Source organism: Kitasatospora sp. NPDC049258 (assembly GCF_040678895.1).
Lineage (GTDB): Bacteria > Actinomycetota > Actinomycetes > Streptomycetales > Streptomycetaceae > Kitasatospora.
The window spans coordinates 72,890-96,915 of record NZ_JBFAQT010000003.1; the positions used below are offsets into that span (position 1 = coordinate 72,890).

At 74.4% G+C, this 24,026-nt stretch carries 13 protein-coding genes and 1 tRNA gene; 11 read left to right on the forward strand and 3 right to left on the reverse strand.

The window, feature by feature from the left end; genetic code table 11:
• The 9 genes from AB0K43_RS03700 to AB0K43_RS03740 all read left to right on the forward strand — a co-directional run.
• A partial coding sequence (locus tag AB0K43_RS03700) for an SDR family NAD(P)-dependent oxidoreductase (protein ID WP_363635393.1) occupies positions 1–2,899 on the forward strand: 2,899 nt, incomplete at its 5' end.
• Between the two features lie 79 nt (positions 2,900–2,978).
• The gene (locus AB0K43_RS03705) at positions 2,979–10,343 is read left to right on the forward strand and encodes a beta-ketoacyl synthase N-terminal-like domain-containing protein (protein ID WP_363635395.1); all 7,365 of its coding nucleotides are present in this window, start codon (positions 2,979–2,981) and stop codon (positions 10,341–10,343) included.
• A gap of 28 nt (positions 10,344–10,371) precedes the next feature.
• Positions 10,372–12,000 (forward strand): PfaD family polyunsaturated fatty acid/polyketide biosynthesis protein, encoded by a 1,629-nt coding sequence (locus AB0K43_RS03710; protein WP_363635397.1) that lies wholly within the window; start codon positions 10,372–10,374, stop codon positions 11,998–12,000.
• Between the two features lie 8 nt (positions 12,001–12,008).
• Complete coding sequence (locus AB0K43_RS03715; protein WP_363635399.1) at positions 12,009–13,721, forward strand: acyl-CoA dehydrogenase family protein; 1,713 nt, start codon at positions 12,009–12,011, stop codon at positions 13,719–13,721.
• A 30-nt stretch (positions 13,722–13,751) separates the two neighbouring features.
• A complete protein-coding gene (locus tag AB0K43_RS03720) occupies positions 13,752–15,542 on the forward strand; it encodes an acyl-CoA dehydrogenase family protein (protein WP_363635401.1) in 1,791 nt (596 codons plus the stop codon).
• A gap of 18 nt (positions 15,543–15,560) precedes the next feature.
• Complete coding sequence (locus AB0K43_RS03725; protein ID WP_363635403.1) at positions 15,561–15,782, forward strand: hypothetical protein; 222 nt, start codon at positions 15,561–15,563, stop codon at positions 15,780–15,782.
• Positions 15,783–15,792: 10 nt separating this feature from the next.
• The gene (locus tag AB0K43_RS03730; RefSeq protein WP_363635405.1) at positions 15,793–17,088 is read left to right on the forward strand and encodes an FAD-dependent oxidoreductase; all 1,296 of its coding nucleotides are present in this window, start codon (positions 15,793–15,795) and stop codon (positions 17,086–17,088) included.
• Between the two features lie 188 nt (positions 17,089–17,276).
• Positions 17,277–17,687 carry a DUF3291 domain-containing protein gene (locus tag AB0K43_RS03735; RefSeq protein WP_363635407.1) on the forward strand — a complete coding sequence of 137 codons (411 nt, stop codon included), beginning with the start codon at positions 17,277–17,279 and terminating at the stop codon, positions 17,685–17,687.
• 76 nt (positions 17,688–17,763) lie between these two features.
• Positions 17,764–19,236 (forward strand): DHA2 family efflux MFS transporter permease subunit, encoded by a 1,473-nt coding sequence (locus tag AB0K43_RS03740; protein ID WP_363635409.1) that lies wholly within the window; start codon positions 17,764–17,766, stop codon positions 19,234–19,236.
• 49 nt (positions 19,237–19,285) lie between these two features.
• Here AB0K43_RS03740 and AB0K43_RS03745 read toward each other — a convergent pair whose 3' ends face one another.
• Positions 19,286–19,924: a MerR family transcriptional regulator gene (locus AB0K43_RS03745; protein WP_363635411.1), complete on the reverse strand. Its 639-nt coding sequence runs from the start codon at positions 19,922–19,924 to the stop codon at positions 19,286–19,288.
• A 116-nt stretch (positions 19,925–20,040) separates the two neighbouring features.
• Between AB0K43_RS03745 and AB0K43_RS03750 the strand changes: the two genes are divergently transcribed.
• Positions 20,041–21,081 (forward strand): UDP-N-acetylmuramate dehydrogenase, encoded by a 1,041-nt coding sequence (locus tag AB0K43_RS03750; RefSeq protein ID WP_363635413.1) that lies wholly within the window; start codon positions 20,041–20,043, stop codon positions 21,079–21,081.
• A 19-nt stretch (positions 21,082–21,100) separates the two neighbouring features.
• On the opposite strand, the gene AB0K43_RS03755 is transcribed toward AB0K43_RS03750, so the two are convergent.
• Together AB0K43_RS03755 and AB0K43_RS03760 are read right to left on the reverse strand one after the other, a co-directional pair.
• Positions 21,101–22,120 (reverse strand): adenosine deaminase, encoded by a 1,020-nt coding sequence (locus AB0K43_RS03755; RefSeq protein WP_363635415.1) that lies wholly within the window; start codon positions 22,118–22,120, stop codon positions 21,101–21,103.
• A 96-nt stretch (positions 22,121–22,216) separates the two neighbouring features.
• Positions 22,217–23,452 (reverse strand): pyridoxal phosphate-dependent aminotransferase, encoded by a 1,236-nt coding sequence (locus AB0K43_RS03760; RefSeq protein WP_363635417.1) that lies wholly within the window; start codon positions 23,450–23,452, stop codon positions 22,217–22,219.
• A gap of 337 nt (positions 23,453–23,789) precedes the next feature.
• Between AB0K43_RS03760 and AB0K43_RS03765 the strand changes: the two genes are divergently transcribed.
• Positions 23,790–23,862: transfer RNA gene (locus AB0K43_RS03765), tRNA-Trp, on the forward strand.
• Positions 23,863–24,026 lie beyond the last annotated feature (164 nt).

The following is a 24,026-nucleotide window of genomic DNA, read 5'->3' on the forward strand; positions in this document are numbered from 1 at the left end:
CCTGGGGGTGCTCTCCGAGCGCTTCCCGAGTGACACCCCGGTCGGCCCGGAGCAGCTGGGTGAGCTGCGCACGCTGGGGCAGATCGTCGACTTCATGAGCAGTGTCGCGCAGGCGGCGCCGGTTGTGTCGGTTGGTGCGGTGGCGGGGCCGGGTGAGGTGTCGGCGGCGTTGCTGGAGGTGGTGGCGCAGAAGACCGGCTATCCGGTGGAGATGTTGGAGTTGGGGATGGATGTCGAGGCGGATCTCGGCATCGATTCGATCAAGCGGGTGGAGATCCTGGGGGTGCTCTCCGAGCGCTTCCCGAGTGACACCCCGGTCGGCCCGGAGCAGCTGGGTGAGCTGCGCACGCTGGGGCAGATCGTCGACTTCATGGCGGGCGTCACGGGCGCCACCACGCCGGCCAGAGCCGAACCGGTCCGGGAGCAACCCGCGCCCGCCACCGCCGCCGCGCCCGCCACCGCCGCCGCGCCCGCCACCCCCGTCCACCGCGGGGTGATCGGCCGGGCGCAGGCCGCCCTGCTCGAACTCCCCTCCCCGGACGCCCTGGTGGGTGCCTACCCGGCCGGCGCCGGCGCGCTGCTGGTGGACGACGGGGGAGAGCTGACCCCGCTGGTCGCCGCCGGGTTGCGAACCGGCGGCTGGGACGTACGGGTGCTGCGGCTGCCCGCCGTGACCCGGCGGATCGAGGGCGTGGAGGACTTCGCGCTCGGCGGCTGGGGTGTCACCGAGCTCACCGAGCGGGTCGAGCGGATCCTGGCCCGGCCGGTACGCCTGCTGGTGAACCTGGCGACCCGGCAGGACCTCGACTGGGCCGACGGCGTCCGCCGGCTCTCGCACGCCCTGCTGGTGGCCAAGCACCTGGTCGAACCGCTGACCAAGGAGGCGGCCACCGGACGGGCCGGCTTCCTCACGGTGACCCGGCTGGACGGCGTCTTCGGGCTGACCGGGGTGGCCGAGGAGCTGGTCCCGGCCGGCGGCTTCGGCGGCCTGGTGAAGACGCTGGCGGTGGAGGCGCCCGAGCTGTTCTGCCGCGCGGTCGACCTGGCCCCCGGGCTGGAGCCGCAGGCGGCGGCGGAGCTGCTGCTCGCCGAGATCAACGACGCCTCCGCCGAGCCGGTCCAGGTGGGCCGGGACGCCGGCCGCCGGGTCGCCCTGACCCTCGGCCAGGCGCCCACCGCGCTGGCCGCCGACCCGGCCACCCCGGTGCCCGAACTCGGCCCGGAGGACCTGCTGGTGGTCACCGGCGGCGGCCGCGGCATCACCGCCCGCTGCGTGGTCGACCTGGCCGCCGCGTACCGGCCGGGGCTGCTGCTGCTCGGCCGGACGGCGCTCGGCGAGGAGCCCGCCTGGGCGCTGGGCCTGAACGGCGAGCCCGAGCTGAAGGCGGCCGCCGCGGCGCAGTTGAAGGCGGCGGGGGAGAAGCCCACCCCGAAGCGGGTGGAGCAGCTCTACCAGGCGGTGGCCGGCGAGCGCGAGATCCGGCGGACCTTGGCCGAGCTGCGCGCGGCGGGCTCCGACGCCGAGTACCTGGCGGTGGACATCACCGACGCGGCGGCCACCGCGGCCGCGCTCGCCCCGTACGCCGGGCGGGTGACCGGCCTGGTGCACGGCGCCGGGGTGCTCGCCGACCAGCTGATAGCCAACAAGCGGGCGTCCGAGATCGAGCGGGTCTTCGCGCCCAAGCTCGGCGGCCTGCGGGCGGTGGTCGAGGCGCTGCCGGCCGACCGGCTGCGGCACGTGCTGCTGTTCTCCTCGGTGGCCGGGTTCTTCGGCAACCAGGGGCAGTCCGACTACGCGATGGCCAACGAGGTGCTGAACGCCTGGGCCGGCTCCTTCAAGCGGCGGCACCCGGCCGCCCGGGTCTCCTCGCTCAACTGGGGTGCCTGGGACAGTGGGATGGTCTCGCCGCAGGTCAAGGCGGTCTTCCAGGAGCGCGGCATCACGCTGATCCCCGAGCAGACCGGCACCGCCCTGTTCACCGGCCAGTTCGACGCCGGGCACGGCCACGACACGGTGACCGTGCTCGGCCCGACCACACCGCTGTCGGTGCGCCGGCCCGTTGCGCCCGCCGCGGCGGTGCTGGAGCGGGCGACGGCCGGCCTGGTGGCCGAGCCGATCGTCGCCGACCACCTGATCGGCGGGGTGCCGGTGCTGCCGGCGGCGGTCGCCCTCGGCTGGGCGATCGGTGCGGTGGAGCGGCTCGGCGGCGGTACGGTCCGCCAGGTCCGGGACTTCGCGGTGCACAAGGGCCTGGTGCTGGACGGCGGCGAGCCGGCCCGGCTGCAGCTGGCGGCCACGCCGGCCGGCGACCAGGCGACCACCGAGGTGGTGATCCGCTCGGTGGCCGCGGACGGCACGGTCCGCCCGCACTACGCGGCCGGGGTGGTGCTGGGCGCGGACCCGGCGTCCGAGCTCAACCACCCGACGATGGCCGGCCTGCCCGCCCCGGGCCGGGGCCGGGACGCCGCCGGGTTCTACACCGACGGCACGCTGTTCCACGGCCCCGCCCTGCAGGGCGTGCGCCGGGTGCTGGCCGAGGAGGAGGGCCGGCTGGTGCTGGAGTGCTCGCTGGTCGAGCCCAAGCCGGCCGGCGGCGCGTACGCCGGGCGGCTCTACCGGCCCGGAGCGGCGGATCTGCTGCTCCAGGCGGGCCTGGTCTGGATGCGGCTGTTCCGGTCGACCGCCAGCCTGCCGCTGTCGGTGGCCCGGGCGGAGTTCCACCAGGCGCTGCCCGACCAGGGCACCTTCCTCGCGGTCGTCGAGCCCGGCGCCGTGAACGGGACCTCGGCGAGCCTGACGGTCACCGCCGTCGGTGAGGGCGGCCGGGTGCTGGCCCGGCTGACCGGCGTGAGCCTGGTCTCCACCCCGCAGCTGGCCGCCAAGTTCGTCAGCAGCTGACGTACCCGACCCGGTTGGTCCGGCCGGCCGCCGAGCGCGGCCGGCCGGACCTCCCACAGCCCGGAGGGACCCGGCTTCCATGAGCAAGTACGCCATCGTCGGACTTTCCTGCCTCTTCCCGGGTGCGGCCACCCCCGAGGAGTTCTGGCAGAACCTCAGCGCGGGTGCGGACAGCCGCACCGAGGGCGGCCCCGAGGTCTTCGGACCGCCCGCCGACCCCCGCGACCTCGACCCGCAGCACCCGATCACCTGCACCAGGGGCGGATTCGTCCGCGACTTCACCTTCGACCCCACCGGCTACCGGCTGGCGGCGGACCGGCTGGCCCGGCTGGACCGGGTGTTCCACTGGTCCCTGTACGTCGCCCGCGAGGCGCTGCGCGACGGCGGCCACCTGGAGCGGCCCGAGCTGCTCGCCCGGACCGGCCTGGTGCTGGGCAACTACTCCTTCCCGACGCCCGGTTCGGCCCGGATCAGCCTGCCGCTGGTGCAGCAGGCGGTCCGCGCCGGACTGGTCTCCGGCGGCCTGGACGGACTCGGCGAGCCGTCCGGCACGGTCGCCGAGGACCCGGCGGACGCCCGGGTCAGCGGCGCCCCGGCACGGATCGTCGGCGCCGCGCTCGGCCTCGGCGGCCCGCGGTACGCGCTGGACGCCGCGTGCTCCTCGGCGCTGTACGCGCTGAAGCTGGCCTGCGACCACCTGGCCGCGGGCCAGGCCGACCTGGTGCTGGCGGGCGGGGTCTGCGCCCCGGACCCGACCCTGATCCACCTCTCCTTCTCCGACCTGCACGCCTACCCCGAGGACGGGTTCAGCCAGCCCTTCGACAGCCGCTCGGCGGGCATCCTGACCGGCCAGGGCGCCGGGATGTTCGCGGTCCGCCGGCTCGCCGACGCGCAGCGCGACGGCGACCGGATCCACGCCGTGATCGACGGCATCGGGCTGTCCAACGACGGCGCCGGTCGCCACCTGCTGGTGCCGAGCCGGGCCGGCCAGCACCGGGCGTACCAACTCGCCTACGCCGACGCGGGGGTGGCGCCGGGCGCGATCGACTACCTGGAGTGCCACGCGACCGGCACCCCGATCGGGGACTCCACCGAGGCGGCCTCGGTGGCGGAATTCTTCGGGCCGGCCGGCAAGGTGCCGCTGCTCGGCTCGGTGAAGGGCAACATCGGCCACCTGCTCACCGTCGCCGGTCTGAGCAGCATGCTCAAGGTCGTGCTGGCCATGCGGCACGGCCAGCTCCCGCCCACCATCGGTGTCACCGAGCCGATCACCGCCCCGGACGGCCCGGTCGCCGGCGCGCTGGTGCGCACCGGCCGGGACTGGCCGGCCCCGCCCGGCGAGCGCCGGGGCGCGGTCTCCGCCTTCGGCTTCGGCGGCACCAACGCGCACGTGGTGCTCTCGGACGCGGCCGCGGCCGCCCCCGAGCCGGCCGCCCCGGTCGCTCCGCCCGCGCTCGACGTGGTGGGCCTGGGCGCGCACTTCGGCTCGTTCACCTCCGCCGCGGCCTTCGAACGCGCCGTCCACGACGGTACGGACGCCTTCGGCCCGCTGCCCGAGCGCCGCTGGCGAGGCCTGGAGCAGACCGCCGAGGGCGCGCTCGCCGCCGCCGGGCTGACCCGGGACGCACTTCCCGAGGGCGCGTTCGTGGACACCGTCGGGCTCGACCCGGTCGACCACCGGATCCCGCCCGCGGACCTGCGCAACTACAACCTCCAGCACGCGCTGATGTCCAAGGTCGCCGACGAGGCGCTCGGCGACGCCGGCCTCAGCCGCGAGGCGCTGCCCGGACAGGGCGGCCCGGCCCCCCGCCGGGTCGCCGTGGTGGTCGCGATGGAGATCGAGCCCAGCGCCCACCTGCACCTGGCCCGCCACCGGCTCGGCGGCCACCTGCGCGAACTCTTCGACGCCGCCGGCCTCGACCTGACCGAGGCCCAGCGGCAGCGGCTCACCGAGCTGGCCCGCGAGGGCGTGCACCAGCCGATCGTCGCCAACGAGGTGCTCAGCTACATCGGCAACATCATGGCCAGCCGGATCTCCTCGCTGTGGAACCTCACCGGCCCCTCCTTCACCATCTCCGCGGAGGCCGCCGGCACCGCCCAGGCGCTGGAGCTGGCCCGGCTGCTGCTGCTGGACCAGAGCATCGAGGCGGTCCTGGTCGGCGCGGTCGACCTGGCGGGCTCGCCCGAGAGCCTGCTGCTGCGGGTCGAGGGCGGCGCCGGCGCGCCGGTCGGCGGCCCGGGGCTGACCTTCGGCGAGGGCAGCGGGGGCTGGCGGATCGGCGAGGGCGCCGGCGCGGTGGTGCTCACCCGGCCCGGTGAGGGCGCCCGGCCGGCGTACGCCCGGCTGGACGCGGTCGCGGTCCGGCACGCCGTACCAGTGGACGGGGAGCTGCCCGCGGCCGACCCGCGGGCGCTGGCCGAGGCCGCCCGCCAGGCGCTCGCCGAGGCCGGCATCGAGGCCGCCGACCTCGGCTACCTGGAGCTGCACGCGGGCGGCACCGAGGCCGAGGACAGCGCCGAACTGGCCGCCCTGGCCCGGATCCACCCGGCCGGCACGCCCGGCCCGGCACTCGGCAGCGCCAAGGCGCAGCTGGGTGACGCCCAGGGCGCGGCCGCGATGGCCGGTCTGCTGCGCGCGGTGTTCAGCGTGCACCACGGCTACCTGCCCGGGGTGCCCGGCTGGCAGCGTCCGGCCGAGCGGTGGGCCGGGCCGCTGGCCGCCACCGGCTGCTACCTGCCGGACGCCTCCCGCCCCTGGCTGCGCGAGGAGCGCGCCGGCCGGCGGCACGCGGCGGTCTCCTTCATCGGCGGCGGCGGTGCGCACGGGCACCTGGTGCTCTCCGCCGACCGCACCCGGGGCCGGACGCAGGAGCGCGACTGGCAGCGGGCCGGCGGGCCCGTCCTGCTGGCGCTCGGCGCGGCGGAGCCGGCCGGGCTGCTCGCCGAGGTCGAGCGCCACCGTGCGCTGCTGGCCGGCGGCGCCGACCCGTACGAGCTGGCCCGGCGGGCCGCCGAGCAGCTGCCGGTGGGCACCCCGAGGGTGGTCCTGGTCGGCCGGGACACCGCCGAGCTGCTGCGCCAGCTGGAGCTGGCCGCCCGGGACCTGCCCGGGGCGCAGGAGCGCGGCGAGGACTGGGCCACCCCGGCCGGGAGCTGCTTCACCCCGCGCCCGATCGGGCCCGAGGGCAAGGTCGCGCTGGTCTACCCGGGCGCCGTCAACTCCTACCCGGGCCTGGGCCGCGACCTGTTCCGGGCCTTCCCCGGACTGCTGGAGCGCTTCGAGGCGGAGGTGGCCGAACCGGACCGGACCTTCCGGACCGCCCGGCTGCACCCGCGCACCCAGGTCGCCCCCGGACGGCGGGAGCTGATGGCGCTGGAGGCCGAACTCGCCGACGACCTCCCGTTCATGCTGGCCACCGGCACCACCTTCGCGATCCTCAACACCGACCTGGTGCGGGACCTGCTGGGTGTCCCGGTGCACGGCGCCTTCGGCTACAGCCTGGGCGAGAGCAGCATGCTGTTCGCCACCGGCGGCTGGCGGCGCTCGGCCCGCCGGGACGACCGGATCAGTGCCACCCCGCTGTTCAAGCACCGGCTGAACGGCCGCCGGGACACCGTCCGCGACCTGTGGCGGCTGCCCGCCGACACCCCCGACGCCGCGGTCTGGGCCGGCCATGTGCTGCTCACCGACCCGGAGACGGTACGGGCGGCGCTGCCCCGCTACGACCGGGTCTTCCTGACCCATGTGAACACCCCCGGCGAGCTGGTGGTGGCCGGCGATCCGGCGCAGTGCCGGGCGCTGATCGAGGAGCTGGGCTGCCCGGCGGCCCGCTCGCCGGTCAACGGGGTGATGCACTGCCCGGTGGTGGACGGCGAGGTGGCCGGCCTGGCCGAGCTCAACAACCACCCGACCGGACCGACCGGCGGCCTCGAACTGCTCAGCGCGTACGACTACGGCCCGGTCGAGGACCTCGACCAGCACCGGATCGCCGACCGGATCGCGCACACGCTGCGCTCCACGATCGACTTCCCGCGGCTCGTCCGCACGGCGTACGACCGGGGCTTCCGGTACTTCGTCGAGGTCGGTCCGGGCGCCACCTGCACCCGCTGGGTGCGCGAGACGCTCGGCGGGGCGCCGCACGTGGCGGTCGCCGTCGACCGCCGGGGCGTGCCGGCGGCCCGCTCGGTCGCCCAGCTGGCCGCCCGGCTGATCGCGCACGGGGTGCCGCTGGACCTGGCCGGCCTGCTCGGGCCGGCACCGGTGGCCCCGGCGCGGGCCGCCCGGACGGCCTTCCCGGTCGGCGGCGGGCCCTCCATCCCCGGGCGGATCGCCACCGGCACGGCCGAGCTGCTGGCCGCCGCGGCGCCCGCCCCGGCCGCTGCCGCCCCGGCTGCTGCCACCTCGGGTGCTGCCACCTCGGGTGCTGTCGCCGCGGGTGCTGCCGCCGCCGAGCTGCCCGTGAGCGCGCCGCCCGCCTTCGCCGCGCCGGTCCTGGCCGCCCTCGGTGCGGGGCCCGGTGGCCCCGGCACCGCCCGCCCGCTCCCGGTCGGCCCCACCCCGGCCGGCCCTTCCGGACCAGCCGGTCCCGTTCCGCCGGAGGACCAGATGCCCGCAGACCCGACCCTCGCCGACCCCGAGGTCATCACCTTCGACGGCGAGCCGATCGCCTTCCTGCCCTGGGCCGAACCGGCCGCGACGCCCGCCGCCCGGCCCTCGGCCGCGCGGGCCGCCGACCGGGCGGCCGGGGCAGCGGACGCGGCCACCACGCGGCCCGCCCCGGCGAGCACGCCGCCCGCGGCCGAGGACCGCGCGCGGGACCTGGTGCGCGAGCTGCGCCAGCAGATGGTGGCCACCCACTCGGTGGTGATGGAGACCCAGCGGGTGCTCCAGGAGAGCACCCTGGCCCGCACCGAGGCGCTGCTCGCCGGCCCGCCCCCGGCCCCCTCGCAGCTGCCGCCCGCCCCGGCGCCGGAGCCGATCGGCTTCACCCCGAGAGCGGAACTCCCGCCGGCTCCCGCCCCGGAGCCGGCCCCCGTGCCCGAGCCGGCCCCGGTGAAGGCCCCCGGGGTGATCTGGGACGAGGCCGATCTGCTGGAGTTCGCCACCGGCTCGCTCGCGGCGGTCTTCGGCCCGGCCTTCGCCGAGATCGACGGCTACGGCAAGCGGGTGCGGCTGCCCGCGCCGCCGTACCACTTCGTCACCCGGGTCACCGACCTGCGGGCGGAGACCGGCGTCATGAAGCCGTCCTTCATCCGCACCGAGTACGACGTGCCGACGGACGCCTGGTACACCGTCGACGACGGGGTGCCGCCGGCGGTGGCGATCGAGGCGGGGCAGTGCGACCTGCTGCTGATCAGCTACCTGGGCATCGACTTCCGCAACAAGGGCGAGCGGGTCTACCGGCTGCTCGACTCCACCCTGGTCTTCCACGGCGACCTGCCCCGGGCCGGGCAGACCCTGCGGTACGACATCTCGATCAACCGGTTCGTCACCCAGGGCGACACCACCCTCTTCTTCTTCAGCTACCTCTGCTACGCCGACGGCGAGTTGATCCTGGAGCTGAAGGACGCCTCGGCCGGCTTCTTCAGCCAGGCCGAGCTGGACACCCCGCTGGGCGTGGTGATCACCGAGAAGGAGAAGGCCGCCCGGGCGGCGCTCACCAAGACCTGGTTCAAGCCGCTCGCCCGCACCGACCGGGACCACCTCACCGCCGCCGACCTGGAGCTGCTCGCCCAGGGCCGCCCCGGCGAGGTGTTCGGCCCCGAGCACGCCCAGGACGCCGGCCTCAACCCGGCCCTGCGGCTGCCGGACGCCCGGCTGCGGATGATCGACGAGCTGCGGATCGACCGCACCGGCGGCCCGCGCGGCCTCGGCGCCCTCACCGCGACCAAGCGACTCCAGCCCGACGCCTGGTACTTCGAGTGCCACTTCCCGGACGACCCGGTGCTGGCCGGCTCGATGGTGGCCGAGGGCGCGGTGCAGGCCCTGCAGGCCTACCTGCTGCACCAGGGCATGCACCTGGTACTGCCGGACGCCCGCTTCCAGACCATCATCGGGCTGCAGACCGAGGTGCAGGTGCGCGGCCAGATCACCCCGGCGCACCGGGAGATCCGGTACGAGATCGAGGTGATGGAGCTGACCATGCTCCCGCGCCCCTCGGTGGTCGCCGACATCCTGGTGTACCTGGGCGACAAGCCGGTGATCCGGATGCGCAACTTCGGCATCCAGATCCGGGAGAAGGAGGGCACCCCCTACCGGCCCGAACCCGGCGGTGTCCCGGCCTTCCTGGGGCGGCGCAACCGATCCGGCGAGGCCGCGATGATCAACGAGCTGCACCTGGCGCACGCGGCCAAGGGCGACCTGGGCACCGCGATGGGGCCGGAGTTCGACGTCTACCGGGCCAGCCGGGCGCCGTACATCCCCAACGGGGACTTCCAGTTCGTCGACCGGATCATGTCGCTGAAGGGCACCCGCGGCGAGCTCGGCCCGGGCTCCGAGATGGTCACCGAGTACGACTCCCCGGCCGACGCCTGGTACTACACCCAGAACTCCCACCCGCACATGCCCAACTGCGTCCAGATGGAGACCTCGCTGCAGGCCGCCATCCTGCTCGGCTACTACCTGGGCGCCACCCTCAAGCAGCCGCAGACCGAGTACTCGATCCGCAACCTGGACGGGCGGGCCACCCTGGTCAAGGACCTGGACCTGCGCGGCAAGACCGTCCGGCACCACTCCAAGCTGCTGATGACCAGTGCCGTCCAGGGCGCGGTGCTGCAGAACTTCAGCTACGAACTCTCCGCCGACGGCGAGGTGTTCTACACCGGCGAGTCGCTCTTCGGCTACTTCAGCGAGGCCGCGCTGGCCAACCAGGCCGGCCTGGACGCGGGCCGCTACGTGGCGCCCTGGATCGAGCAGGAGCAGCCCGCCGCCGAGCGGGTGCGGCGGATCGAACTCGTCGACGGCTCAACGCTGTTCACGGGTGAGGGGCTGCGGCTGCCCGGCGAGCACTTCCACCTGGTCGACCAGGTGGACCTGGTCGCCGACGGCGGCCGGCACGGGCTCGGCTACCTGCACGGCCGGCGCGAGGTCCGCCCCGACGAGTGGTACTTCGACTGCCACTTCCACCGTGACCCGGTGATGCCGGGCTCGCTCGGGGTGGAGGCGGTGCTCCAGGCGCTGCGGCTGTTCGTGCTGGAGCAGGGCCTGGCCGAGGGCGTCGAGCAGCCCCGCTTCGCGCTCGCCACCGACGTGGAGACGGCCTGGAAGTACCGGGGCCAGATCCTGCGCCACGACCGGGAGCTGAGCTTCGACGTGCACGTCCGGGAGATCCGCCGGGAGGCCGGCCGGGTCGTGGTGATCGCGGACGCCGACCTCTGGAAGCCGGGCCTGCGGATCTACGAGCTGACCGGGGTGGCGATCGAGGTCCGCCCGGCCACCGCCTGACCATCCCTGCCCAAGGAGACCGAACGACATGAACCGCCCGCAGACACCACTGCTCTGGCAGGGGGAGCAGTATCCGAGTACCGACCCCGCCGGGGTCTACCAGGTCCTCGCCGAGCTGGAACGGCCCTGCTTCGTGGTCCACACCCCGCGCGGCATCGGCGCCGCCTGCGAGGGCCGGCCCGTCCCCGCCGGCGCGGCCGACGGCCTGCCGCTGCTGGCGGCGGTGGCCCCGCTGCCCCCGCACCGGCTGGGCTCGGCCGCCTTCCTGGCCGCGCACGGCGTCCGCCAGCCGTACCTGGCCGGTGCGATGGCCGGCGGGATCGCCTCCGCCGACCTGGTCGTCGCGCTCGCCCGGGAGGGCTTCCTGGCCTCCTTCGGCGCGGCCGGCCTGCTGCCGGAGAGCATCGAGAAGGCGCTCGGCCGGTTCGCCGCCGAGATCCCCGGCCTGCCGTACGCCGTGAACCTGATCCACAGCCCCAGCGAGGAGCGGCTGGAGCGCGAGGCCGTCGAGCTGTTCCTACGGCACGGCGTGCGCTGCGTGGAGGCCTCCGCCTTCATGGCGCTCAGCCCGCACATCGTCCGCTACCGGCTGGCCGGCCTGCGCCAGGGCCCGGACGGCCAGCCGGTCGCCGAGCACCGGGTGATCGCGAAGATCTCCCGGACCGAGACCGCCGAGCGGTTCATGCGGCCGGCGCCGGCCGCCACGGTCAGCGCGCTGCTCGCCCAGGGCCTGATCACCCCGCTCCAGGCCGAGCTGGCCAAGTACGTGCCGATGGCCGACGACATCACCGTGGAGGCCGACTCCGGCGGGCACACCGACCGCCGCCCGCTGCCCGCGCTGCTGCCCAGCATCCTGCGGCTGCGCGACAGCGTGCAGCGCGAGCACCGCTACCCGGCGCCGATCCGGGTCGGCGCGGCCGGCGGCCTCGGCACCCCGATCGCGGTCGCCGCCGCCTTCGCGATGGGCGCGGCGTACGTGGTGACCGGCTCGGTCAACCAGTCCTGCGTCGAGTCGGGCGCCTCCAAGGCGACCAAGGCGCTGCTGGCCGAGGCCGGCATCGCGGACTGCGAGATGGCCCCGGCGGCCGACATGTTCGAGCTGGGCGTGGAGCTCCAGGTGCTCAAGAAGGGCACCCTGTTCCCGATGCGGGCCAAGAAGCTGTACGAGCTCTACCAGGCCCACGGCGGCCTGGAGGAGCTCCCGGTCGAGGAGCGGGCCCGGCTGGAGGCGCAGGTCTTCCGGCGTCCGCTGGAGGAGGTCTGGCAGGAGTGCGTCGGCTACTTCAGCCGCCGCGACCCCGAGCAGCTGGCCCGCGCCCAGGACAGCCCCAAGCGCCGGATGGCGCTGGTCTTCCGCTGGTACCTGGGGATGTCCTCGCGCTGGTCCACGGTCGGCGACCCGGACCGCACCCTGGACTACCAGGTCTGGTGCGGCCCGGCGATGGGCAGCTTCAACGACTGGGTCACCGCCAGCTACCTCAAGGCCCCCGGCAACCGGCGGGTCGCCGACGTCGCCCACCACCTGATGCGCGGCGCCGCCTTCCACACCCGGGTGGCCGCGCTGCGCACCGCCGGGGTGCAGCTGCCGGCCGCCGTCGCCGACTACCGGCCGGTGCCGCTGGAATCCCCGGTGGCGGCCCTGGGCGGTGCGCTGTGATCGACCCGGTGATCGACCGGCTCGCCGGGAAGGCGGCCGGGCTGGAGCTGCTGCTCGGCGATCCGGGCGACCCCGCGGGCCCGTACGGCTTCGCCGCCGCGGTCCGCCGGGACGAGCGCGGGGAGTTCCCGGCCGAGCTGGCCGGGGTGCTCCGCGAGGCCGGCTTCCACCTGGACCACCTGCCGGCCGAGTGGGGCGGCGGCTTCGAGTCCTTCGACCGCAGCCTGCTGCTGGTCCGCACGGCGGCCCGCCGCGACCTCAACGTCATGCCGGCCACCATGTTCTCGATCACCGCCGCCACCTGCGTACGGCTGCACGGTTCGCCCGAGCAGCACCGCCGGGTGGCCGAACTCCTGCGCCGCGGCGGCTCGGTGGGCTTCGCCCTGTCCGAGGCCGGGCACGGCAGCGACCTGCTGGCCAACACCGCCCGGCTGGAGCCGGACGGCGAGGGCTGGCGGCTCAGCGGGGAGAAGTGGATGGTCGGCCTCGGGCAGCGCTGCGAGGCGATGTACGTGGTCGCGCGCACCGGCGAGCGCGGACCGGGCGCCTTCACCGCCGTCCTGCTGGACCTGGCGGCGGACACCCACCGGCTGGACCGGGGCGCCTGGGTGCCGACCTCCGGGATGCGCGGCATCGACTTCGCCCACCCGCGCTTCGACCGGCTGCCGGTCGCCCGGGAGCAGCTGGTCGGCCGGCCGGGCGAGGCGCTGGAGGTGGCGGTCAAGGCCCAGCAGGTGGTCCGGCTGATGAGCACGGCGGGCAGCCTGGGCTGCGCCGACACCGCGCTGCGGCTGACCCTCGACTTCGCCACCGAGCGCCGCACCGGCCGCGCCCTGCTGGTGGACACGCCCTACCAGCGGCGGGAGTTGGCGATCGCCTCGGCGGCCCTGCTGGCGGCCGACGCGGTGGCGCTGGTGGCCGCCCGGGGCATCCACGTGGCGCCGGAGCAGTTCAGCGTCTGGGGCTGCGCGGCCAAGCACGTGGTCGCCGAGGCGGTCGAGGACGCGATCGCCCGCTGCGGCGCCACCCTGGCGACCCGCTCGGTGCTGCGCACCGAGGGGCCGGGCGGCGGGCTGTTCCAGAAGCTCCAGCGGGACGCCGCCCTGGTCCGGGTGGTGGACACCAGCACCCTGGCCAACCTGCGGTCCTTCGCCGGTCAGCTGCCGGCGCTGGCCGCGGCGGCCGGGCAGGGGGGCGACCCGCAGGCGGCCCGGACGGTCTTCGCGCCGGACGAGCCGCTGCCGCCGTACGACCCGGCCCGCCTCGACCTGAACGCCCGGGGCCGGGACCTGCCCACCGGCACCCTGGCCGCGGTGGCCGGCCCGGCCGCCCGGGCGCTCGCCGAGGCCGGCGCCCCGGTGGCGGCGGCGCTGGCCGAGCAGCTGCTGGCCGCCGTCCGCGGCCTGCCCGAGGAGGTCGCGGCGGCGGGCGCCGGCACCGGGGCGATCGACCTGGCGGAGCGGTTCGCCTGGCTGCACGCCGCCGCCTGCTGCCTCCAGCTGTGGTGGGCGGGCCGGCACCTGCCGCTGCACGGGCAGAAGCCCGGCGCGGCCGACTGGCTCACCGCCTGCCTCGGCTACCTGCTCGCCCGGGCCGACCAGCGGCCGGTCCGCCGGGCCGCCGAGCAGCTGCTGCCCGCCCTCGATGTACTGCTCGACCTGCGGGCCGACCACCGGCTGTTCTCCGCGGTCCCGGTACCGCTCGCCCGGCCGGTGGTGTGACCGATGGACCGATGTGCGACTGGAGGACCGGTGAACAGCTCAGACCTGCGCAGTCTCGCGGCCGAGTTGGAGGACTACCTGGGCGACCCGCACGACCCGGCGAGCCGGATGCCGTTCGGGCGGATCCTCGACCACGACGAGCGCGAGGAGTACCCGTACGCCTTCGTCAACCTGCTCCAGCGCTGGGGCGTGCACGAGTACAACATCCCCGAGGCGCAGGGCGGCAAGGCCGGCGACGTGGAGACCGGCTTCAACCTGCTGCGGCTGATCGCCCGCCGCGATCCGACCACCGCCACCGCGCTGATCATCACCAGCCTGGCCTTCCTGCCGGCCTGGATCGCCGGCACCGAGGAGCAGAAGCAGTACCTGAGCGACGCCATGAAGCAGGGCAGCCGGTACGCCTGGGGCCTGTCCGAGCGCAGCCACGGCAGCGACGTGCTCAGCAACGAGCTGTCCGCCGAGAAGGTGCCCGGCGGCTACCTGCTCACCGGCGAGAAGTGGCTGATCGGCAACGCCCGGGTGGCCGACGGCCTGAGCGTGTTCGCCCGCACCAAGGAGAGCGGCGGCCCGGCGGGCTACTCGATCTTCCTGCTGGAGAAGCGCCGCACCCCGGCCGGCGCCGTCGAGGAGCTGCCGAACGAGCGGCTGCACGGCCTGCGCGCCCTGGACATGAGCGGGATCCGGCTGGACCGGGTCTTCGTCCCCGACTCCGCCCGGCTCGGCGCCGAGGGGGCCGGGCTGGAGATCGCCCTGCAGACCTCCCAGGTGGCCCGCACCCTGATCGGCTCGATCGCGCTCTCGGCCGTGGACACCGCGCTGCGGATCACCCTCGACTTCACCGAGCGCCGGGTCATCTTCGGCCGGACGGTGAGCGAGATCCCTTACTCCCGGCGCCAGTTGGCCGAGTGCTTCGCCGACCTGATGATCGCCGACGCGGTCAGCCTGGGCGCCGTGCGCAGCCTGCAGCTGGCCCCCGAGCAGGCCAGCGTCTGGTCCTCGGTGGTCAAGTACTACGTCCCCACCATGCTGGAGAGCACCATGTCCCAGCTCAACATCGTGCTGGGCGCGCGCTTCTACCTGCGGGCCGAACCGCACTACGGGATCCACCAGAAGATGCTCCGCGACATGCTGGTGGCCAACTTCGCCGACGGCAACACGGTGGTGAACCTCAAGAACCTCGCCCTCCAGCTGGAGGGCCTGCTCGCCGCCGCCACCGATCCGGAGCCCGCGGCCCGGACCACCGCCGAGCAGCGGGTGCGCACGCTCTACGGGCTCGGCCGCGAGCTGCCGCTCTACCGGCCCTGGGACCAGCAGCTGTTCAGCCGCGGCCGGGACGACGCGCTGCTCGCGGCGCCCGCCGCGCTCGCCGAGCTGGACCGGCTCGCGGCCGAGGCCGAGGGTGCGGAGCGCGGCCGGCTGCTCGCCGCCGCGAAGGTGGCGGGCGAACTGCTCGGCCGGGCCGGGGTGCTGCGCGAGGAGTGCGCCCGGCTGCGGGCCGAGCTCGGCCGCGAGTACGGGCAGTCCGCCGAACTCTTCGACCTGGCCAAGCAGTACTGCCTGCTGCACGCCACGGCCGCCTGCCTGCACACCTATCTGCACTCGGCCGGGCAGCTCGCCGAACCGCTGCCCAGCTCGGCCCTGCTGCTGCTCCAGCTGGAGCGGCTGCGCCGGCAGCTGCACCCGCACCAAGCGGTCACCGACAGCCGGGTGGTGGACGAGGTGATGGCGGTGCTGCGCCGCCTCTACCAGGAGAACCGGCTGTTCTCGCACTGGCAGTTCCGGCTCGCCGAGCGCGGCGACCTCGGCCTCGCGCAGACCTGAGCACCCAGGAGCCGACAGATGCCGAGACCTCGCCCCGAGCCGTCCACGACCTGCCCGGGCTGCCGGGCCGAGGTGCCCGCAGGCCGGCTCGACCGCGACCTCAAGGTCTGCCCCGCCTGCCGCCAGGAACTCCGCCGGGAGACCTGCGCCTGGCTCCAGCAGTTGGTCGGCCTCGCCGTCCTCGGGCCGGTCCTGGAGGCCGGCTCCCGCACCGACACCCCCATCGCCCCAGCCAGCTAAGGACTCTGCCATGTCAGCACCGCTCAAGCCCCGGGTCGCGGTCATCGGCGCCGGCGTCTCCGGCCTCTCCGCCGCCTACCGCCTGCGCGAGCGCGCCGAGCTCACCGTCTTCGAGCAGGACGACCGCCCGGGCGGCCACGCCAACACCATCGAGGTGCCGGACGCCGGCCGGATCCTCGGCATCGACACCGCGTTCGTGATCTTCAACCGGCCCAGCTACCCCAACCTCAGCCGCTTCTTCGACGAACTGGACGTGCCGTTCCGGCAGCACGAGGGCGGCTTCACCTTCTTCGACCTGGACACCGGCCTGCAGTTCGGCACCGAGGAGATGGCGCTGGCGGAGGAGGAGGCGGCCGGCCGCTACCCGGAGGAGTTCCTGACCATCCGCCGCGAGGCCCGCCGCTTCCACGAGGAGGGCCGCAGGGACTTCCTGCGCAAGCGCACCGACCTCCCGCTCGGCGAGTACCTCGACCGCGGCGGCTACAGCCAGGAGTTCCGGCACGGCTATGTGATCCTGCTGTGCACCGCCGTCTGGTCGGTGCCGGCCGAGCTGATCTGGGAGATGCCGGCCACCACCGTGATCGCCTTCTTCATGGCGCACGACGAGGGCGGCCTCGGCGGGGCCAGGGTGGACTGGCGGACCGTCGGCGGCGGCTCCATCTCCTACGTCCGCAAGGCGCTGGCCGCCATCGACCCCAAGCTGCGTCTGACCGAGAAGGTCACCGAGGTCCGCGCGCTGCCCGACGGCGTGGCGGTGACCACCGCGGCCGGCACCGAACACTTCGACCACGCCGTGCTGGCCGTCCACGGCGACCAGGCCAGGACCCTGCTCGCCGACCCCACCGAGCTGCAGCGGCAGACCCTCGCGAAGATCCGCTACAACCCGTCCAGCGTGGTGCTGCACACCGACGCCTCGGTGATGCCGGAGGACCGCTCGCGCTGGGAGAACTGGAACTACGGCAAGGTCGTGGTGGACGGCCAGGTGCGCCCGTACGTCGTCTACTACATGAACCGGCTGCACGGCTTCGAGTCCGAGCTGGACTACTTCGTCACCCTGGACTACCCGCGCCCGCTGCGCGAGGACCTGGTGATCAAGGAGCTGCACTACGAGCACCCGGTCATCGACATGGACCTGCGCACCCTCCAGCGGACCATCTACCAGGTCAACGAGGGCACCCGGGTGAAGCTGGCCGGCTCCTACTTCCACTCCAAGCAGCTGCACCACGACCAGATCGGCTCGCACGAGGCGGCGTTCTCCTCCGGCCTGGAGGCGGCCGAGCAACTGCTGCGCGAGCTCGACGCCTGAGGCGCGCCCGCGGCACTGACGGGGCCGGCCCGCAAGGGGTCGACCCCGTCCCGACATGGGTACTGGCACTCGGGGATCCTTGCTCCCTATAATGGATAGCGCTAGGTTCCACTATCGACTCGGGCGGCGTCGCCCGGACGCCCCGAACGCCACGCGCCGAGCCGGCGACCGAGGAAAGGCCGACCGCCATGCCCACGCTCCCCTGGACCACCCCGAACCCGGCCCAGCCGCAGACCCGCGCACTCGTGATGGCCTCGCGGCTGGAAGTCCGGTCGTTCAAGGACGTGCCGCGCTTCTTCCTCAAGTCGCTCGCCGCCTGGAAGCAGGTGCGCACCGCCCCCGGCGCGCTGGGCGCCTCGCTCATCGCGCAGCCGCTCAAGCGGACCTTCTGGACGCTCTCCGCCTGGGAGACCCGGGAGGCCCTCTACACCTACGCCAAGACCGAGCCGCACTACAGCGTGATGACCTCGCTGCGGCCGACCATGAAGGACTCCACCTTCACCTTCTGGGAGGTCCCGGTCGAGCAGCTCCCGATCCGCTGGCCCGACGCCAAGCAGCACCTCGCCGACCAGGCCCGGGCCGACGCCGCCGACGCCTGAGCGCGCGCCCGGGCCCGGGCCCGGGCCCGGGCCCGAGCGTCCGACACCTGCACCGCTTCCCAAGGAGTGAGAAGTCATGGCTTCGTCCGATCCGACGGCGGCCGGCTCCCCGAGCCCCGCCGACCAGGGGCCGAAGGTCCCGCTCTGGCTGTCGATCGTCGCGTGCAGCGTGCCGATGTTCATGGTGGCGCTGGACAACCTGGTCGTCTCCACCGCGCTGCGCACCCTGGCCGTCGACCTCAAGGCCGACACCCAGGACCTCCAGTGGTTCGTCAACGCCTACGTGCTGAGCTTCTCCTGCCTGCTGCTGATCGGTGCGGCGCTCGGCGACCGGTTCGGCCGCCGGAAGGTCTTCACCATCGGCATCGCGATCTTCACCCTCTCCTCGATCGCCTGCGGCCTGGCCGACACCAGCGCCGAGCTGATCACCGCGCGGACGGTGCAGGGCTTCGGCGCCGCCGCGGTCATGCCGCTCTCGCTCACCCTGCTCTCGCAGGCCGTGCCGGAGAAGATGCGCAGCCTGGCGCTCGGCCTGTGGGGTGCGGTCAGCGGTCTGGCCATCGCGCTCGGCCCGGTGGTCGGCGGCGCCGTGGTGGACGGGCTGGCCTGGGAGTGGATCTTCTGGATCAACGTGCCGGTGGGCATCCTGGCGGTCCCGCTGATCCTCAGGGTGCTCAAGGAGAGCAAGGGGGAGAAGGCGCCGCTCGACCTGATCGGCATGCTGCTCGCCTCGGCCGGCCTGCTCGCGGTGGTCTGGGGCATCGTCAACGGCAGCACCGACGGCTGGACCTCGACCCGGATCGTCGCCGCCTTCGTGGCGGGGGCCGTGCTGCTGGTGGCCTTCGTGCTCTGGGAGCGCCGGCAGACCCACCCGCTGCTGCCGCTCTCCTTCTACCGGATCCGTGCCTTCACCCTGACCAACATCGTCTCGGCGACGATGTACTTCGGGGTCTTCGGGTCGATCTTCTTCCTCTCCCAGTACCTCCAGATCGCCCCGTTCCGCACCCCGCTGCACGCCGGTGTGCTGACCCTGGCCTGGACCCTGATGCCGATGTTCATCGCCCCGATCGCCGGGGCGCTCACCGACCGGGTGGGCGGCGGCCGGCTGATGGCCCTGGGGCTCTTCCTGCAGGCCGCCGGCCTGGCCTGGATCAACCTGGCGGCCACCGACGACACCCCGTACTCCCGGCTGGTCGGCGCGATGCTGGTGGCCGGCGCCGGGATGGGCTTCGCGATCGCGCCGACGGCCGCGGTGGTGCTCGGCGCGGTCGGGCCCGAGCACCGCGGCAAGGCCTCCGGTGCCAACACCACCGTCCGGGAGATCGGCGGGGCGTTCGGCATCGCGGTGCTGAGCAGCGTCTTCCTGGCGCACGGCAGCGAGGCGAGCCCGGCCGACTTCGTCCGGGGCCTGCACCCCGCGGTCTGGGTCGGCGTCGGCGTGGTGGTGTTCGGCGGGATCTGCGCGCTGTTCATCCCGCGCCCGCCGCGGCCGGCCGTGGCGCAGAGCGCACCGCGCAGCGCCGACGAGCCCGCGCCGGCCGGCGTCTGAGCGCACCGAGGCGGCCCGCGACCCTCCGCCGGGAGGGCCGCGGGCCGCCTCAGTGCTGGAGCGGGGCCTCGAACGCCCGGTGCGAGGCGTTCGCCTGGGCGAGCCGGCGCATCGCGCCGATCAGCGCGTCGCCGAGCACGGTGCCCAGCACCGCTCCCTCGACCTTGCTGTCCACGCCTTCCCGGTGCCCGATCGCCGCCAGCTCGGCGGCCGCCAGCCGCTCGGCGACGCTCGCGTAGTCCTCCAGCACGCCGAGCAGGTCGTCCTGGCCCAGGTCCCGGAAGGTCACCACTAGCTGGGCCAGCGCCTGCCGGGCGGGGTTGCTCTCCTTGACCACCCAGCCGTGCCGCGCCACCAGCTCCGACACCGCCTGCTCGGCGAGCGCCCAGGCGGCCCGGTCGGAGACGGTCACCTGCGGGGTGACGGCGGCCTGGGCGATCCCGAGCACGTCGTGCAGGCTGCTGCCGGGGGAGTCGATCGCGGTGAGCACCTCCCGGGTGGTCGCCACCGAGAGCTTGCCGACCTCGACCATCGCCCGGACCAGCTTCAGACGGTGGACGTGCGCCTCGTCGTACCGGGCCTGGTTGGGCCCGATCCGCTCGCCGCCGGGGATCAGGCCCTCCCGCACGTAGTACTTGATGGTCGGCACCGGCACGCCGGCCCGCCTGCTCAACTCCCCGATCCGCATCGCGTCCCCGTTCCCGAAGCCGTCGGGCCCGGGCGGGCCACATGGATAGTGTATCTCTCCAAATTGCCGGCGGGACCGGCACGGACCAGCCTTCCCGCCCGTATACCGTGGTGGGCGTGCAGGTACTCGAGAACGCGCCGCTCGCCCCGCTGACCACCCTCCGGCTCGGCGGCCCCGCCCGCCGGCTGGTCACCGCCAGGACCGACGACGAGGTGGTCGCCGCCGTCCGCGCGGCGGACGCCGCGGGCGAGCCGCTGCTGGTGCTCGGCGGCGGCTCCAACCTGGTGATCGCGGACGCCGGGTTCGACGGCACCGTGCTGCGGATCGCCACCACCGGCTTCGAGCTGGCGGGCACCCGGCTGGAGCTGGCCGCCGGCGAGGTCTGGGCCGATGCCGTCACCCGCACCGTCGAGCAGGGCCTGGCCGGGATCGAGTTCCTGGCCGGCATCCCCGGCTCGGCCGGCGCCACCCCGGTGCAGAACGTGGGCGCCTACGGCCAGGAGGTGGCGAGCACCATCACCGAGGTGCTCGCCTACGACCGGGCCACCGGCGAGCGGGTCACCCTCACCAACGCCGAGTGCGCCTTCTCCTACCGGCACAGCCGCTTCAAGGCCGACCCCGCCCGCTACGTGGTGCTCCGGGTTCGCTTCGCCCTGGAGGACGCCGCCGGGCAGTCCTCCCCGGTCAAGTACGCCGAGGTGGCCCGCACCCTCGGGGTGGAGGCCGACCGGCGGGTCGACCTGCGGACGGCCCACGACACCGTGCTGAAGCTCCGGGCCGGCAAGGGCATGGTGCTGGACGCGACGGACCACGACACCTGGTCGGCGGGCTCCTTCTTCACCAACCCGGTCCTCGACCCCGACCAGTACGCGGCCTTCGCCGCCCGGCTCGGCGACCGGACCGCCCCCGCCTTCCCGGCGTCCGACGGCCGCACCAAGACCTCCGCCGCCTGGCTGATCGACCACGCCGGCTTCCGCAAGGGCCACGGCGCCGGCCCGGCCACCCTCTCCACCAAGCACACCCTGGCCCTCACCAACCGGGGCGCCGCCACCACCGAGGACCTGCTCGCCCTGGCCCGCGAGGTCCGCGACGGCGTCCGCGCCGCCTTCGGCGTCGAGCTGGTCAACGAGCCGGTGATGGTCGGCGTCGAGCTCTGAGGCCGGGCCGGCCGGGGCGCTACTCGGCCAGCCAGGCGTCGATGTCCGACAGCAGCTCCTTGCGCACGCCCTCCGGCGCCCGGGAGCCCCGGACCGACTGGCGGGCCAGCTCGGCCAGCTCGGCGTCGGAGAACCCGTGCACCTCGCGCACCAGCCGGTACTGCTCCGCCAGCCGGGAGCCGAACAGCAGCGGGTCGTCGGCGCCCAGCGCCATCGGCACCCCGGCGTCGAACAGCCTGCGCAGCGGCACCAGCTCGGCGCTCTCGTACACCCCGAGCGAGACGTTGGAGGACGGGCACACCTCGCAGGTGATCTGCCGGTCCGCCAGGCGCTGCATCAGCCGGGGGTCCTCCGCCGCACGGACCCCGTGACCGATCCGGCCGGCCCCCAGGTCGTCCAGGCAGTCCCGGACCGACTCCGGGCCGGCCAGCTCGCCGCCGTGCGGCGCGGCCAGCAGCCCGCCGTCCCGGGCGATCCTGAAGGCCCGGTCGAAGTCCCGCGCCAGGCCGCGCCGTTCGTCGTTGGACAGCCCGAAGCCCACCACCCCCTGATCGGCGTACCGGACGGCGAGCCGGGCCAGCGTGCGGGCGTCCATCGGGGACTTCATCCGGTTCGCCGCGACCAGCACCCGGATCCCCACCCCGGTGGTCTCGGAGGCCACCCGGACCGCGTCCAGGATCAGCTCCAGCGCCGGGGTCAGCCCACCGAGCCGGGGCGCGTACGAGGTGGGGTCGACCTGGATCTCCAGCCAGCGCGAGCCGTCCCGCCGCTCGTCCTCGGCGGTCTCCAGCACGAGGCGCCGGATGTCCTGCTCGTCCCGGAGCACCGAGCGCGCCGTGTCGTACAGCCGCTGGAACCGGAACCAGCCCCGCTCGTCGGTGGCCCGCAGCTGCGGCGGCTCGCCCGAACTGAGCGCCTCGGGCAGCCGGACCCCGTGCCTGTCCGCCAGCTCCAGCAGGGTGGCGGGGCGCATCGAACCGGTGAAGTGCAGGTGCAGATGGGCCTTCGGGAGGCCTCGGACATCACGCTGGCGTTCCATTGGCCGATCCTGCCGCATCCGGGGCCGAAACGGGAACCGCCCCCTGCACATCCCCCGAAGGGGTGAGAGGGGGCGGCTGTGCGACAGCGGCGCGGATCAGTCCCGGGCCTCGCCCAGCAGCTTCTGCACCCGGCCGATCCCCTCGGCCAGGTCGGCGTCGCCCAGCGCGTACGAGAGCCGCAGGTAGCCGGGGGTGCCGAAGGCCTCACCGGGGACGACCGCGACCTCGGCCTCCTCCAGGATCAGGGTGGCCAGCTCGGCCGAGCTGGCCGGCCGGCGGCCGCGGATCTCCTTGCCCAGCAGCGCCTTGACCGACGGGTACACGTAGAACGCGCCCTCGGGCTCCGGGCAGACCACGCCGTCGATCTCGTTCAGCATCCGCACGATCGCCTGCCGGCGGCGGTCGAAGGCGGCCTTCATCTCGTCCACGGCCGACAGGTCGCCGGACACGGCGGCCAGCGCGGCCTGCTGCGCCACGTTGGACACGTTGGAGGTGGCGTGCGACTGCAGGTTGGTGGCGGCGCCCACCACGTCCTTCGGGCCGATCAGCCAGCCCACCCGCCAGCCGGTCATGGCGTAGGTCTTGGCCACGCCGTTGACCACGATGCACTTGTCGGCCAGCTCGGGCAGCAGGGCCGGCAGCGAGGTGAACTCCGCGTCGCCGTAGACCAGGTGCTCGTAGATCTCGTCGGTGAGCACCCACAGGCCGTGCTCCAGGGCCCAGCGGCCGATCGCCTCGGCCTCGGCGCGGGTGTAGACCGAGCCGGTCGGGTTGGACGGCGAGACGAACAGCACCACCTTGGTCTGCTCGGTGCGGGCCGCCTCCAGCTGCTCCACCGAGACCTTGTAGCCGGTGGTCTCGTCGGCCACCACGTCGACCGGGACACCGCCGGCCAGCTTCACGGCCTCCGGGTAGGTGGTCCAGTACGGCGCCGGGATGATCACCTCGTCACCCGGGTCGAGGATCGCGGCGAAGGCCTCGTAGATCGCCTGCTTGCCGCCGTTGGTGACCAGCACCTGGGAGGCATCCACCTGGTAGCCGGAGTCCCGCAGGGTCTTGGCGGCGATCGCGGCCTTCAGCTCGGGCAGGCCGCCGGCCGGCGTGTAGCGGTGGTTCTTCGGGTCGTGGCACGCGGCGGCGGCGGCCTCGACGATGTAGCCGGGGGTCGGGAAGTCCGGCTCGCCGGCGCCGAAGCCGATCACAGGACGGCCGGCCGCCTTGAGGGCCTTGGCCTTGGCGTCCACGGCGAGGGTCGCGGACTCGGCGATGGCGCCGACCCGGGCGGAGACCCGGCGGTCGGCAGGACGGTTGGCGGGGGTGGAAGCGCTCATGCCTGCATCGTCCCAGAGTCGACCCCCGGCGGGCACGACGGTTTCAACATGCGTACCGGCCGGTCCACAATGTGTCGCCGTTGTCGTCGCCGTTGTCGTCGCCGTTGTCGTCGCCGTTGGCGGCGCCGGGAATGCGCCGCCGCCCGATGTGTCCCCGCACGATGTGTCCCTGACGGAGTGGTGGGTGAGGCTGCGGTGAATGAGGTTCGACCAAACGCTCAAGAACACGTACACTCACTGCTCGATGGCTCCCGAAGTGCGGATCCGCCGCCGCGTACAGCACGCAGCGCCCCGGATGCGGTAGGTTTGGGCGCAGTCCGGTGCCGCGAGGCACCGAAGGGCACTAGCTCAATTGGTAGAGCACCGGTCTCCAAAACCGGCGGTTGGGGGTTCGAGTCCCTCGTGCCCTGCAGCTTGATCCGTAACGAGCCCGTTCGCTCCACAGAGCGAGCGGGCTTGATGCGGAGAGGGCCCCACCAAGCACTGCTTTCGCCGGATCGCTCGTGCGGCACACGCACGTAGGCGCGCTCGGCAGGACCCGGATTCAGGTGAGGACGAGTGACGGAGACCACGG